This window comes from Pseudomonas juntendi (assembly GCF_009932375.1).
GTDB lineage: Bacteria > Pseudomonadota > Gammaproteobacteria > Pseudomonadales > Pseudomonadaceae > Aquipseudomonas > Aquipseudomonas juntendi.
Genome location: NZ_BLJG01000152.1, coordinates 1 through 13,270, shown reverse-complemented (window position 1 = coordinate 13,270; position 13,270 = coordinate 1). Strand labels below are relative to the sequence as shown.

At 63.6% G+C, this 13,270-nt stretch carries 9 protein-coding genes and 1 pseudogene; 4 read left to right on the top strand and 6 right to left on the bottom strand.

The window, feature by feature from the left end; translation table 11 throughout:
* Positions 1-343 precede the first annotated feature (343 nt).
* From GYA94_RS18845 to rfbC, 4 genes are read right to left on the bottom strand one after another with little or no spacing between them, the layout of a single operon-like run.
* Positions 344-799 carry a YiiD C-terminal domain-containing protein gene (locus tag GYA94_RS18845; protein WP_054905027.1) on the bottom strand — a complete coding sequence of 152 codons (456 nt, stop codon included), beginning with the start codon at positions 797-799 and terminating at the stop codon, positions 344-346.
* Entirely contained in the window at positions 799-2,205 is a 1,407-nt protein-coding gene (locus GYA94_RS18840; RefSeq protein WP_161892872.1) for a sigma-54-dependent transcriptional regulator, read from the bottom strand. The genes GYA94_RS18845 and GYA94_RS18840 overlap by 1 nt, the downstream gene beginning before the upstream one ends.
* Entirely contained in the window at positions 2,202-4,016 is a 1,815-nt protein-coding gene (locus GYA94_RS18835) for a sensor histidine kinase (RefSeq protein WP_009684783.1), read from the bottom strand. The genes GYA94_RS18840 and GYA94_RS18835 overlap by 4 nt, the downstream gene beginning before the upstream one ends.
* Before the next feature lie 42 nt (positions 4,017-4,058).
* Positions 4,059-4,604, bottom strand: a complete 546-nt coding sequence (gene rfbC, locus GYA94_RS18830; protein WP_054913520.1) for a dTDP-4-dehydrorhamnose 3,5-epimerase — start codon at positions 4,602-4,604, stop codon at positions 4,059-4,061.
* Positions 4,605-4,881: 277 nt separating this feature from the next.
* On the opposite strand from rfbC, the gene aguA reads away from it, so the two are divergent.
* Positions 4,882-5,988, top strand: a complete 1,107-nt coding sequence (gene aguA, locus GYA94_RS18825) for an agmatine deiminase (protein WP_009684781.1) — start codon at positions 4,882-4,884, stop codon at positions 5,986-5,988.
* Positions 5,989-6,791: 803 nt separating this feature from the next.
* On the top strand, positions 6,792-8,111 hold the full coding sequence (locus tag GYA94_RS18820) for an OprD family porin (protein WP_029885603.1): 1,320 nt from the start codon (positions 6,792-6,794) through the stop codon (positions 8,109-8,111).
* Positions 8,112-8,296: 185 nt separating this feature from the next.
* Here the strand turns inward: GYA94_RS18820 and GYA94_RS18815 are convergent, their stop codons facing one another.
* Both GYA94_RS18815 and GYA94_RS18810 read right to left on the bottom strand, forming a co-directional pair.
* Complete coding sequence (locus GYA94_RS18815; protein ID WP_161892871.1) at positions 8,297-9,673, bottom strand: ATP-binding protein; 1,377 nt, start codon at positions 9,671-9,673, stop codon at positions 8,297-8,299.
* On the bottom strand, positions 9,666-10,388 hold the full coding sequence (locus GYA94_RS18810) for a response regulator (protein ID WP_009684778.1): 723 nt from the start codon (positions 10,386-10,388) through the stop codon (positions 9,666-9,668). The genes GYA94_RS18815 and GYA94_RS18810 overlap by 8 nt, the downstream gene beginning before the upstream one ends.
* 139 nt (positions 10,389-10,527) lie before the next feature.
* Between GYA94_RS18810 and GYA94_RS18805 the strand changes: the two genes are divergently transcribed.
* Both GYA94_RS18805 and GYA94_RS28775 read left to right on the top strand, forming a co-directional pair.
* Positions 10,528-12,825 carry a TonB-dependent siderophore receptor gene (locus GYA94_RS18805; RefSeq protein ID WP_161892870.1) on the top strand — a complete coding sequence of 766 codons (2,298 nt, stop codon included), beginning with the start codon at positions 10,528-10,530 and terminating at the stop codon, positions 12,823-12,825.
* Between the two features lie 211 nt (positions 12,826-13,036).
* A pseudogene (locus GYA94_RS28775) lies at positions 13,037-13,270 on the top strand (hypothetical protein); the annotation flags it as partial.

Genomic DNA, 13,270 nt, shown 5'->3' with positions numbered 1-13,270 from the left:
CTGGCACCGGCTGCGCCGGTGTTCGCGGGCATGCCCGCTCCCACATGGGGTCTGCGCTGGCTTGGAGTTGCCGCCGTACTTGCAGGAGCAACTGTCTTTCTCAAATTTTGAAAAGCCTGCGCGATTCATTGTGGGAGCGGGCTCTAGGCGCCTGCGGCAGGCAGCGTGTCATGCGCCGCTCTCTCGCTTGATCTAGCGGGCCTGGCCTGTAGGAGCGGCCTTGTGTCGCGATGGGCTGCAAAGCAGCCCCGGCAATTTGTGCACCATGCCCAAACCCTGGGGCTGCTTTGCAGCCCATCGCGACACAAGGCCGCTCCTACAGGGGGCGCGACAGCCTTCGTTCTCAGCGGTGCAGCACGTACTGGCCGCTGAAGGTGACGGCCGGCTCATCACTCCCGGTATTGCTTACCGTGGTCTGCAGCGTCAAGCGCGCCCGGCCACGGCGCTGGTACATGTTAAGGAAGCGTTCCCAGGCTTTCTCTTCCGGCGCCGGGCAACGGGCTATTGCCGCCCCGGTAACCGGCAGCGGGTAGCTGATTTGCCCTTCCTGGATGACGATATGCCCGTCATCAATCCCCAGTTCGCGCAGCCGCATGTGCAACCAGCCCCAGCCCACCAGCACCGCTGCACAGTACAGGCTGCCGCCGAACATGGTGCTCTTGTGGTTGACGTTGGCCGCCAGCGGCAATTGCAGGCGCAGGGTGTGGTGTTGCCAATCAATGACCTCCAGGCCCATTTCGCGGGTCAGCGGGATGTCGCCATGCAGTACGGACTGCAGGTACTGGCTATCGGTGCTCATCAACGGTTGTCCTCATGGTCGTCGTGCCCGCCGCTACCGCCCTCGAAGCTCAAGCCATGCTTGCGCAGCTTGTCGTGCAAGGTTTTGCGGGGGATGCCCAGCGCCTCTGCCAGGCTGCGCATGGAGCTGTGGGGCTGGGCCAGCTCGGCGGCGATCAGCGAGCGCTCGAATTGCTCGACCTGTTCGCTCAGGTTGCCACTCAACACCGAAGGCGCCGCAGCCGCAGCCGCTGGCAGCTGACCATCCAGCGCCAGCTCAAGGCCCAGGGCGAAACGCTCGGCGGCGTTCTGCAATTCACGCACGTTGCCTGGCCAGGTGTGGCGCAGCAGCATCGCCCGCTGCGCCGGTAGCAAGGCGTGTGGCGCCAGGCTGTGGCGCTGGCTGGCGGCGTCGGCAAAATGCTGGAACAGCACCAGGATGTCGTCGCCGCGGTCCCGCAGCGGCGGGATACGCAGTGGCGCTACGTTCAGCCGGTAGTACAGGTCGGCACGGAAGCGGCCTTGGTCGGCGGTCTGGCGCAGGTCTTCCTTGGTGGCGGCGATAATGCGGATATCCAGCGGGATCAACTGGTTGCCGCCCAGGCGCTCCACCACCCGCTCCTGCAACATGCGCAGCAGCTTGACCTGCACGTCCAGGCTCATGCTCTCGATTTCGTCGAGGAACAGCGTGCCGCCGTTGGCGAACTCGAATTTGCCGATGCGGCGTTTTTGCGCCCCGGTGAACGCCCCGGGCTCATGGCCGAACAGTTCGCTTTCGACCACCGATTCGGCCAGTGCCCCGGCGTTGATCGCCACGAACGGCCCATCACGGCGGCTGGACAGGTCATGCAGCGCACGGGCGACCACCTCCTTGCCGGCACCGGTTTCACCCAGGATCAGCACATCGGCGCGGGTTCCGGCCAAGGCGCCGATCTGCTCGCGCAGGCGCTGCATGGCCGGCGAATGGCCGACCAGGCGCGTGGCCAGTTGCTGGCGGTCGCTCAGCGCCAGGCGCAGGCTGCGGTTGTCCAGCACCAGGCGGCGCAGGGCCAAGGCACGGCGTACGCTGTCGAGCAGGGCGTCGCTGGCGAAAGGCTTTTCCAGAAAGTCATAGGCACCGGCGCGCATTGCCTGTACCGCCAGGGGCACATCCCCGTGGCCGGTAATCAGCAGCACGGGCAGTTCGCTGTCGCGGCCGTGCAGTTGCTCCAGCAGCTGCAGGCCATCGATGCCGGGCATGCGAATGTCGCTGACCACCACGCCGGGCCAGTCGGTCTCGATACGCTCAGCCAGGCCTTGGGCATCGCCCAGCGCGACCACTTTCAGCCCGGCCAGGTCCAAGGTCTGGCTCAGGGCCTGGCGCAGGTGTGGGTCATCGTCGACCAGGATGACCTGGGCTTGGCTGTCGATCTGTGTCTCGGGGGTCATGCCGAGGGGTCCTCCGAATTGGGCAAGGTTGCGCCAGGCGCAGCCTTGCGTAGCTGCAGGGTCAGCAGAGCACCACCCTCCGGGTGGTTGGCCAGCAGCAGTTCACCCCCCAGGGCGCGCATCAGGCTTTCGCAGATGGCCAACCCCAGGCCCAGGCCCTGGGTGCGGGTCTTGGTGGTGAAGAACGGCTCCTTGGCATGCTCCAGGGCCTGGCGGCTGAAGCCGGGGCCATTGTCGCGGATGTACAGGTAGACGCAGTCATCACGCTGTTCGGCACTTAGCCACAGGCGGCGCGGGTTGGCTTTTTCGGTCAGGGCATCCAGGGCATTGGCCAACAGGTTGCCCAGCACCTGGCGCAGGCGGGTTTCACCGGCCTGTACCCACAAGGTGGCTTCCGGCAGGTCGCGGATCAGCTCCACGGCCATTGCCCGGCGGCGCTTGGCCAGCAGCGCCAGGGCATCGTCCAGGGCTGGCTGCAGGGCCACGCTTTCCGGCGCGTGCCGGTCACGGCGGGCGAAGGCCCGCAAGTGGGCGATGATCGACGCCATGCGCCCGGTCAGCTCGCCAATCAGCTTGAGGTTGCCGCGGGCGTCCTCGGTGCGTTGGTGGTCGAGCAGGATCTCGGCATTTTCTGCGTAGCTGCGAATCGCCGCCAGCGGCTGGTTGAGTTCGTGGCTGATACTGGCCGACATGGTGCCAAGCACCGACAGCTTGCCGGCCTGCACTAGCTCGTCCTGGGCGCGCACCGCCTCTTGCTGGGCATTTTCGCGCTCCAGTACGGCGCGCTTGAGGCGGGTGTTGAGGCCCTCGAGGTCGGCGGTGCGTTCGGCTACGCGCTTTTCCAGCTCCTGACGGGCGCGGGCTTCGAAGTCGATGCGGTCGATGTAGTGGCGGCGCCGTTGCATCACCAGCCCGGCCAGCAGCATTGCTACCAGCAGGGTGCCGGCGCCAATGGCCATTACCGTTTGTACCGAACGGTCTACCAGCATGCGCGGGGCAAGGATGCTGACTTGCCAGCCGGTCTCCTTGATGTCGCGGGTCTGGGTGATCCAGGCGTCCGGGGCGAGCACCAGCGGTTGCGGTGCCTGGGTAGGGTAGGGCTGGATGGCGATGATGGCCTGGCGCTCGGCATCGCTCAGTGCGCGGGTGGCACGGAAGCGCCAATCGGGCCGCGAAGTGAGGATGACCACGCCATTGTGATCGGTCAGCAACAGCTGCTCCGGTGTGCGGCCCCACAGGGTTTCGGTGTGGTCGAGGTCGACCTTGACCACCAGCACGCCCACGATGCGCTCGCGATCACGCACGGCGGCGGCAAAGAAGTAGCCGCGTTTGGCCGACGTTGTGCCCTGGCCGAAGAAGCGGCCCAGGTGGCCCGCCATGGCTTCGTTGAAGTACGGGCGGAAAGCGAAGTTGCGGCCCACGAAGCTGTCGTGCTTGTCCCAGTTGGAGGCCGCCAGGGTGTTGCCGCTGACGTCCATCAGGTACATCACCTCGGCGCCGGTCTGCTGCACGATGCCCTTGAGCAGGCGGTTGGCGTTGGTCACCGCCTCCAGGCGGAAGGGGTCGGCCAGTACGCTGCGCAGTGCCGGCAGGTCGCCGAGGATCTGCGGCAGGGTTTCATAGCGGTGCAGGGTGCCGAGCAGGTTGGCCACGTACAGGTCCAGGGTCTGGCGGTTCTGCGAGGCCAATTCCTGCTGGTAGTAACGTTCGGCCAGGTGGTGCAAGGGCCACAGTAACGGCGCCAGGCACAGGGCCAGCAAGGCCAGGCTGCGCCAGCGGGGACGGCGTGGGGGCGTGGGTTTAGCAATCATCACGTAAATGCGCCAGAAAGGTCTGGCGCAATTATGCGCTAGTTACGGCAGCAGTTCCGCCTCTGCCCATGCCCGGCCAAGCTTGTCCTTGTCTGATAGCAGCGGTGGTTGCTGCAGCCCCCAGTCGATGGCCAGGTGCGGATCGTCCCAGCGGATGCAGCGGTCGGCGCCGGGGTTGTAGTAATCGGTGGTCTTGTAGAGGAACTCGGCCGACTCGCTCAGCACCGCAAAGCCGTGGGCGAAGCCTGCCGGTATCCACAACTGCCGATGGTTGGCTGCGGACAGATTCACCGCGACCCACTGGCCGAAGGTTGGCGAGCTTTTGCGCACATCCACGGCGACATCGCGGATTTCGCCCTGAACCACGCGCACCAGCTTGCCCTGGGTATTCTCCACCTGAAAATGCAGCCCGCGGAGCACGCCCTTGACCGAGCGCGAGTGGTTATCCTGGACGAATTCGACATTCACCCCGGTCTGCCTTGCGAACTCGCGGGCGTTGAACGCTTCGAAGAAAAAGCCACGGCTGTCACCGTAAACCGTGGGCTCGATGATCAGTACATCGGGGATTGCAGTCGGGATGATGTTCATGGCGGTTCGCTTACCGTTCGTTAACTATTGACCCTAGTCGCCCTTCCTGGAAATTTCCGCATGCAGCAGTGACAGGGTGCGTACGATATGGCCAGGGTAGGCGGCCAAGCGACGGGTGCTAAAGGGTGAATCCGTATTAAATTCGATTTCTATCGATATTGGGACGGCGGCTCGCCTGAAAATATGACGTATCAGGCTTTAAATATCGATATGTATCGGTTATAAATAGATCAACGTCTCACCGCAATCCGGCCCAGGGCCATCACAGAGGTCAACCATGAAAACCCTCAACTCCACGCCACGTGCCGATGGTTTCCACATGCCCGCCGAGTGGGCCCCGCAAACCCAGGTATGGATGGTTTGGCCGGAGCGTTCGGACAACTGGCGCCTGGGTGGCAAACCGGCGCAGGCAGCCCATGTAGCCCTGGCCAAGGCCATTGCCCGTTTTGAGCCGGTTACCGTTGCGGTTTCCGCTGGCCAGTACGAGAACGCGCGTCGCCAGCTCGACCAGCCGAACATTCGGGTGGTCGAAATCAGCAACGACGACGCCTGGGTGCGTGACACCGGCCCCACCTTCGTCATCAACGACCAAGGCGAAGTGCGCGGTGTGGACTGGGGCTTCAACGCCTGGGGCGGCTTCGATGGTGGCCTGTATGCGCCATGGAACCGCGACGAGGAGCTGGCGGCCAAGGTGCTGGAAATGGAGCGCTGCCAGCGCTACCACACCGAAGGCTTCGTGCTCGAGGGCGGTTCGATCCACGTGGACGGTGAAGGCACGCTGATCACCACCGAGGAATGCCTGCTCAACCGCAACCGCAACCCGCACCTGACCCGCGAGCAAATCGAAGCGGTGCTGCGCGACCACCTGGCGGTGGATACCGTGGTGTGGTTGCCCGATGGCCTGTACAACGATGAAACTGACGGCCACGTCGACAACTTCTGCTGTTACGTGCGCCCGGGCGAAGTGTTACTGGCCTGGACCGATGATTCCAACGACCCCAATTACGCCCGTTGCCATGCCGCCATGGAGGTGTTGCAGAACACCCGTGACGCCAAGGGCCGAGCACTAATCGTGCACAAAATGCCCATTCCCGGGCCGCTGTACGCCACGGCTGAAGAATGTGCCGGTGTCGACCACGTTGCCGGCAGCCAGGAGCGTGACCCATCGGTGCGCCTGGCCGGCTCCTACGTGAACTTCCTGATCGTCAACGGCGGCATCATTGCGCCAAGCTTCGATGACCCGGCAGATGCCGAAGCCAGAGCGATCCTTGCGCGGATATTCCCCGACCACGAAGTGGTGATGATTCCCGGGCGCGAGCTGCTGTTGGGCGGTGGCAACATCCATTGCCTGACCCAGCAGCAGCCGGCACCTGTCACGCGCTGAGTGCCAGCCCGGTGACAAAGAGGCCCGTCAGCAGACGGGCCTTTTTTTCGGGCGACGCCCGGCGGCTGGTTTGGCATAGGTTTTGTACTGTTTTTCAAGGAGATAGCTTGGCTCTGCCAGGTTATCCGCGCTGTAACAATACCTACGTAGATTAGCCGCTCACGGGTTAGGGAGTACGTGTAGACATGAACGCAGCAAGTGAGTCGGCTTTGCGCCCATCGGCAGTTGGTCACCCATCGCTCAAGCGGGTCGCGGCGTGGTTGAAACACCATGGAAGCATCAGGGTCAGGACGACCGACCCACGACGTCTGCTTGCCGGACGCTACCCGCAAGGTTTGCTCAGCGACGCTGAAATGCAGGCGCTGATGGCGGTGTGGCACTAATCGACTACAGCTGTGCCGACCTCTTGGCGGCGATAGCCGCGAAGAGGCTGGCACCTACCACACGCCCCTCCCCACACGCACCCGGTAAATTGTCGGGGCAGTCAAGATGCCGTTTCTGACAAAAAGATAAAATCCCCGCCTATAGCGCCGACATGCATTGAAATGCCTCGTATCACGGGATGATCTTGGTTATATCAACCTACATTTCACGACTTTTTGACATTTGTAATCGCACACGGCTAGGATTCGGCCCAACGCCTGCTGGCCACTTCGGTTGGCCATGCTGCTGCCAGAGGCCGCCCGTGCAATTGCCGGCCGGCCTTCAAGTCTGGATCCGCATAGCGTCGAACCTACGTAAGGGGGGTTGGTTCCTGGCGTTGTATTGCAGCGCGTTTTTGATTAAGCGATAAGGAAAATAACATGTTGAAAACCAGGATCAGCCTGGTCGCCCTGGCGATGATCGCCGCGACCCAGGCACAGGCCAATGATCAGGCCGAGAGCAAGGGCTTCATCGAGGACAGCCACGCCAACGTCCTTCTGCGCAATGCTTACATCAACCGTGACAAGAAGCACGGCACCGACGACCAGATCGAATGGGGCCAGGCAGTCATCGGCAACTTCTCCTCCGGTTTCACCCAAGGCACTGTCGGTGTCGGCGTCGACGCATTCGGCCTGTATGCCCTGCGCCTCGATGGCGGCAAAGGCCATAACGGTGGCGCGGGTGTCGACTTCTTCAAGCCGCACGAAACCACCAACGCCGACGGCAACGCCAGCTCGCCGCACAACCTGGCGCGTGGTGGCGCAGCCGTGAAGTTCCGCATTTCCAATACCGTGCTCAAGTACGGTGACCAGATGCCAGCACTGCCAGTGCTGCAGTACGACGACGCACGTCTGCTGCCAGAAAGCTTCACCGGCACCCTGATCACCTCCAAGGAAATCAAGGGCCTGGAGCTGAACGCCGGCCGCTTCACCCAGGAAGCGCGCAAAAGCGCCGAGCGTCGTGATGGTGGTGGCCTGAAGTCGATCAACGTGCTGGGTGGTAGCTACAAGTTCAGCGACAATTTCACCGGCTCGCTGTACACCGCAGACAACGAAGACGTGATGCGCAAGCACTACCTGGGCTTGAACTACGTCTTCCCGATCGCCAGCGACCAGTCCCTGACCCTGGACTTCAACGGCTATAAGTCGGACATCAACAACAAGTACGTCAAGGCCGCCGGCCTGAACGGCGACTCCAACACCATCTGGAGCCTGGCGGCCACCTACGCGTATGGTGCGCACTCGTTCACCCTCGCCCACCAGCGCAGCACTGGCAGCACCGGCTACAACTACGGCTGGTATCAGAACCAGGGCGGCGTGGGTGACGGTGGTTCGACCATCTACCTGGCCAACTCGTACTGGTCCGACTTCAACGCCGAGGACGAGCGTTCCTGGCAGCTGGGCTACGGTCTGGACTTCGGTGCCTACGGTATCCCTGGCCTGACCTACAAGCTGGCCTACGTAGTGGGTGACAACATCAACACCCGCAACAACGCCAACCCGCAGGGCTTCGGTGAAGGTAAGGAACGCGAGATCTTCAACCAGGTCCGTTACGTGGTGCAGGACGGCCCGGCCAAAGACCTGTCCATCAAGCTGCGTAGCTCGTTCGTGCGTACCAACAACGCCGTACAGCAGAACGGCTACAACGACGATGGCAACGAAGTACGCGTATTCGTCGAGTACCCGATCAGCATCTTCTGATGGTGAGCTGAGGGTGCTGGGGGCTGCTTTGCAGCCCATCGCGACGCAAGGCCGCTCCTACAGGAATGCCCCGAACCGGGGCCCTTGTGGGAATGGCCTTGTGTCGCGAAAGCGCCGCACCGCGGCCCCGGCGATCTGCGCCCCAACCCCAAAAAACGAGCTGCCACGCCCCCTCGGGATTCGGCTCAACCCGGTAGCACCACGCTAACCCGCAATCCACCCCCTTCGCGGTTCATCAGCAGCAGCTCACCGCCATGGCTGCCAGCGATGCGTTGAGCAATGCTCAACCCCAACCCGTATCCCCCGGAAGACTGGTTGCGCGACCCTTCGCCGCGTACGAACGGGTCGGTAATGGTCGCCAGCAGCCCCGGCGCAATCCCCGGGCCACGGTCGTCGATATGGATCAGCACCCCTCTGTTCGCCCGTTCCAGCGTGACCGAAACCTCCTTGGCATAACGCAGTGCATTGACCAGCAGGTTCTGCAGGCAACGCTGCAACAGCAACGCATCCACACGCACGCCGCCTGCGTGGCCATGCACCGGCAATGGCTCTTTTTCGGTCGCCAGGTCAGCGCACAGGCGTGCCACCAGTCGGTCCAGGTCCACCTGCTGCAAGTTCTGCTGTTCCCCGGCGCGCAGGTAGTCGAGCACCTGGCCGATCATGTCGTCCATCTGCCTGATGTTCTGCCGCAGGCGCTGGTGGTGTTCATCGTCCGGCAAGCGCTCCAGGCGCAGGCGCATGCGGGTCAAGGGGGTGCGCAGGTCATGGGACACAGCGGCGAGGAAGTAGGCCTTGTCGTTGACCATGGCAATCAGGCGCTGCTGCATGGCGTTGAACGCCTGGGCAGCCTGGCGTACCTCCTGCGGGCCATCCAGCACCAGTGGCGGCTGCTCAAGATTGGTGCCCAGGCCGCGGGCAGCATCGGCCAGGCGCTGCAACGGGCGCAGGCACAGGCGCACGGCAATCAGGCAGACCAGCAGCACCGCGACAATGCGCAGGGCATACACCCGCAACAGGTAATCGCTGATCAGCACCCAGGCCGACTCGCCGCTCCAGCCCTGCAGCTCCTGGCCCTCGATGATAAGCCAGTGGCCATCGGCCAATGGCACCGCAAACTGCATATGGGCCTGGGCCGTGCGCAAACCGAACAGGCTGCGCCAGACTATCGGTTGGCCCGACGCGTCGGTCAGTTGCACATTCATCAGGCGTACCGCCTGAACATGCCCCAGCTCGTACTTGAGGGCCTGGCGCAGCAGCAATTCGACCCGCCGGCGCTCACGGCGCTGGTCATGCGTTGGCTCGGGCAGGTGCTCGGCACAGCGCACCTGGTAATGAGCCGGCACTGGCAGCGCGGCATCGTGGCAGTCGGCCCGGGCGATCAGGGGCGCACTGCGCGCGGCGATCAGCCGCACGGGGGCTTCGAACACCTGGGCGAAGCGCACATCGAACCAGATGCTGCTCGACATCAGTTGCACCACCATTGTGCCGCTGACCATGATCAGCAATAGCTGGCCGAACAGGGTGCGCGGCCACAGCCGGCGAAGCCAGCGCACCTCAGGCATCGGCCTGGTGCTGGCCCATGGTCAGCAAGTAGCCTTCGTTGCGGATGGTGAGGATTTGCGCGGCCCCGTCCGGTGCGCGCCGCAGGTGCTGGCGCAGGCGGCTGACGCACATGTCCACCGAGCGGTCATCAGGCAGGTGGTCGCGGCCGAATGCGCTGCGCGTCAGCTGGTCGCGGGAGACCACGCGGTTGTTAGCCTCCAGCAACTCGCGCAGCACCCGGTAGTCGGAGCGTGGCAGGGGCAGGGTCTGGCCATCGGGGCGCGTGAGCAGGCGCTTGACGTGCTCCAGGCGGAAGCCGGCGAACAGTTGTGCATCGGCCCCTGCAGTGCCCTGCGCCTGGGTTTCCAGGCGTTGCGGGCGACGCAGCACCGCCTTGATCCGGGCAATCAGCTCGCGTGGTTCGAAAGGCTTGGCCAGGTAATCGTCGGCACCCACTTCCAGGCCGATGATGCGGTCCAGCGTGCTGCCTTTGGCCGACAACATGATCACCGCCAGCCCGGGCGTGGCCTGCAATTGGCGACAAAGGCTGAGCCCGTCTTCGCCGGGCAGCATCAAGTCGAGTACCACCAGATCCACCGTGTGCCTGGCCATTTGCGCGCGCATCTGCTCACCGTCGGCCGCCTCCAGCACGTTGTAACCGGCGTCGGCCAGGTAATCACAAAGAAGTTCGCGGATCTCGTCGTCATCGTCGACGACCAGCAGGGTCGTGCTCATGCGGAAAACACCTGTCGGGTGAGGCCCAGGGGCGCTCATTACATTCAATTACATCCCCGTACATGTCGGGTCTGGCGCCGGGAGGGCCGATCCCTAGAATCCTAACAAAAAATCATCTGCAAATACGAAGCCTTCCCAAATGAATCCCTACAGCATTCCGAACGCGCTCCCCCCCACCCTTGCAAACGGCAACCGCCTCAAGCCACTGGCGTTCTGCATTGCCGTGGCCATCAGTGGTGGTGCCATGGCCGCCGACAGCCAACCCCTGGAGCTGGACGCCACGCAAATCGAAGACAGCGCGCTGCTGCCCGCCGACGCTGCAGGCCAGCTGGGCTACACCGTCGAGAGCACACGCAGCTCCACCGGCCTGAACCTGACGCCACGGCAGACCCCGCAGTCAGTCACCACCATCACCCGCCAGCAGATGGAAGACCGTGGCATCCACACCATCGAACAGGCCCTGGAAACCACCCCAGGGGTAACGGCCAACAAGTCCGAAGTGGGCGGGCGTACCGATTACCGCGCCCGTGGCTATTCGATCAGCAACTGGAAGGTCGATGGCCTGCAGACCCAAGGCGGTTCTGACTTCAGCGGCAGCGGCAATGCCCTGAACATGGACCTGTACGAGCGCATCGACATCGTGCGCGGGGCCAACGGCCTGCTTGGCGGCACCGGTGACCCTTCAGCCACCGTCAACCTGATCCGCAAGGCGCCGACCAAGACCTTTGGCGGTAGCGCCTACGCCACCTACGGCAGCTGGGACAAACGCCGCCTGGGTGCCGACCTCAACCTGCCGCTGTCCGAGGACGGACGCCTGCGCTCGCGTTTCGTGATGACCCAGCAGGACGCCAATTCGTTCCGCGACAACCAGTCCGACCGCTCCCGCGCGGCGCTGGCCAATTTCGAATTTGACCTGGACGACGCCACCACCCTCGGTGCCGGCTACCAGTACGAGTACAACAAGGTGGTGGGTGGCGGCTGGGGCGCGAACATTCCGCTGTGGTACCGCGACGGCAGCAAGACCGACCTGCCACGCAGCACCAACGTGGTGCCCAGCTGGAGCTTTGGCGAGTACACCACCCGCACCGCTTTCGGCTCGCTGCAGCACCGCTTCGACAACGACTGGACGCTGGACCTGAAGGCCTCCCAGGCCACCACCGAAGCCCTCAACCACCGCGGCCTGGCCAAGGTCAACTCGGCAGGGCGCGGCACCTATGGCGGCTACTGGGACCAGGATGGCAGCGGCGCCGTACTGAACGGCCTGCACAGCTCCACCGACACCACCCAGCAATCGGCGCAGATCGACCTGTCTGGCCCATTCCAGCTGTTCGGCCGCACCCACCAGGCCATGGTGGGCTATAACGACAGCCGCACCGTGGGTTGGTCGCCGCAGTACACCTGCACCATGGTGGGCGACGGCATGGCCAGTGCACCGGCGTTGGGGTGCCAGTTCCGCGCCAACAACGGTTTCCCGGTCACCGATTGGCACAACGGCGTGGATGACGACTACGGCCTCATCGCCTCGCGCACCGGCCTGCACAGCAAGACCACCACGCGCTTGCAGGGCATGTACGCCGCTACCCGCCTGAGCATTACCGACCCGCTGTCGGTGATTGTCGGCGTGCGCACCAGCAACTACGCGTCGGTGACCCGTAGCGTGGCCGGCGAGCGCAGCAGCCAGGAAGAGAACGGCATCGTCACCCCATACCTGGGCGCGGTGTACGACCTCAACGACACCTACTCGCTGTACGCCAGCTACACCGACATCTTCACCCCGCAAACATCGGAAACCGTGAGCGGCAGCAAAGTCGAGCCGATTCGTGGGCAAAGCTATGAAACGGGTATCAAGGGTGAATGGTTCGACGGCCGCCTGAACGCCTCGGCAGCGTACTTCCGCACCAAGCAGGAAAACAAAGCCGTGCTCGATGGCGACCTGACCACCCCAACCGGTGCCAGCGCCTACAAGGCCGGCTCGGGTGTGGAAACCGACGGTATCGACCTGGAAGTGGCAGGCGCGTTGACGCCTGAATGGAACGTGTACGCCGGCTATACCTACCTGCACTTCCGCCGTGTCGACAGCGACGGCCGCAGCGACCCGTCGCACCTGTTCAAAGCCTCCACCACCTACCGCCTGAGCGGCCCGCTCGACCGCCTGACCGTAGGTGCCGGTGTAACAGCGCAGAGCAACATCCGCGCTATTTCCAGCCCTGCAGGCCAGCCGGTCAACGGCGTGAGCAGCGGTGCAACCGATGTGAACTGGTCAGGTTATGCCATCTGGAACGCCATGGCCAAGTACCAGGTAACCGATGCCACCAGCGTTACCCTCAACGCCAACAACCTGTTCGACAAGCACTACTACACCCAGTACGGGTTCTATGCCGGCGGCATCTACGGTGACCCGCGCAACCTGTCGCTGACGGTAAGCACTGCCTTCTGACATGCAGGGGCGGCCTTGCGTCGCAGCCCTACGAGTTGCGCTGTCGCGCAGAGAACTCAATTCGTAAGCGCGACGCGGCCGGTGTGGGAGCGGGCGCGCCCGCGAAGAATCCAACGCGGTGGCTGGCACCGGCTACGCCGGTGTTCGCGGGCACGCCCGCTCCCACAAGGCCCCTGCTAAATCAAGCAGTTATGTATCGTTCTATGAGAGCTTCAACCACGACAGCGGAAAATCCGTAGGCAAACGCGCTATTTCAGGGGGGGCGGCTTGAAGCCCGGCTTGCCAAGGTCGCTATCGTGGCCTGCATGCGGATCTTCCTGGTGCGACTAAATGCCATGCTCAGGAATGGCGAGCCTTGGCTGGATCTGGTGTTGCCTCAGCCGAAGAGGGCGTATATCAACAGCCAAAATGCAGGACTCGACGATTACACGGTTCCTGTGGGAGC

What these genes read in the sequence shown, in the direction of transcription:
- GYA94_RS18845 (WP_054905027.1), bottom strand. Translation starts at nt 799, where the DNA reads ATGAGCACCGATAGCCAGTACCTGCAGTCCGTACTGCATGGCGACATC.
- GYA94_RS18840 (WP_161892872.1), bottom strand. Translation starts at nt 2,205, where the DNA reads ATGACCCCCGAGACACAGATCGACAGCCAAGCCCAGGTCATCCTGGTC.
- GYA94_RS18835 (WP_009684783.1), bottom strand. Translation starts at nt 4,016, where the DNA reads ATGATTGCTAAACCCACGCCCCCACGCCGTCCCCGCTGGCGCAGCCTG.
- rfbC (WP_054913520.1), bottom strand. Translation starts at nt 4,604, where the DNA reads ATGAACATCATCCCGACTGCAATCCCCGATGTACTGATCATCGAGCCC.
- aguA (WP_009684781.1), top strand. Translation starts at nt 4,882, where the DNA reads ATGAAAACCCTCAACTCCACGCCACGTGCCGATGGTTTCCACATGCCC.
- GYA94_RS18820 (WP_029885603.1), top strand. Translation starts at nt 6,792, where the DNA reads ATGTTGAAAACCAGGATCAGCCTGGTCGCCCTGGCGATGATCGCCGCG.
- GYA94_RS18815 (WP_161892871.1), bottom strand. Translation starts at nt 9,673, where the DNA reads ATGCCTGAGGTGCGCTGGCTTCGCCGGCTGTGGCCGCGCACCCTGTTC.
- GYA94_RS18810 (WP_009684778.1), bottom strand. Translation starts at nt 10,388, where the DNA reads ATGAGCACGACCCTGCTGGTCGTCGACGATGACGACGAGATCCGCGAA.
- GYA94_RS18805 (WP_161892870.1), top strand. Translation starts at nt 10,528, where the DNA reads ATGAATCCCTACAGCATTCCGAACGCGCTCCCCCCCACCCTTGCAAAC.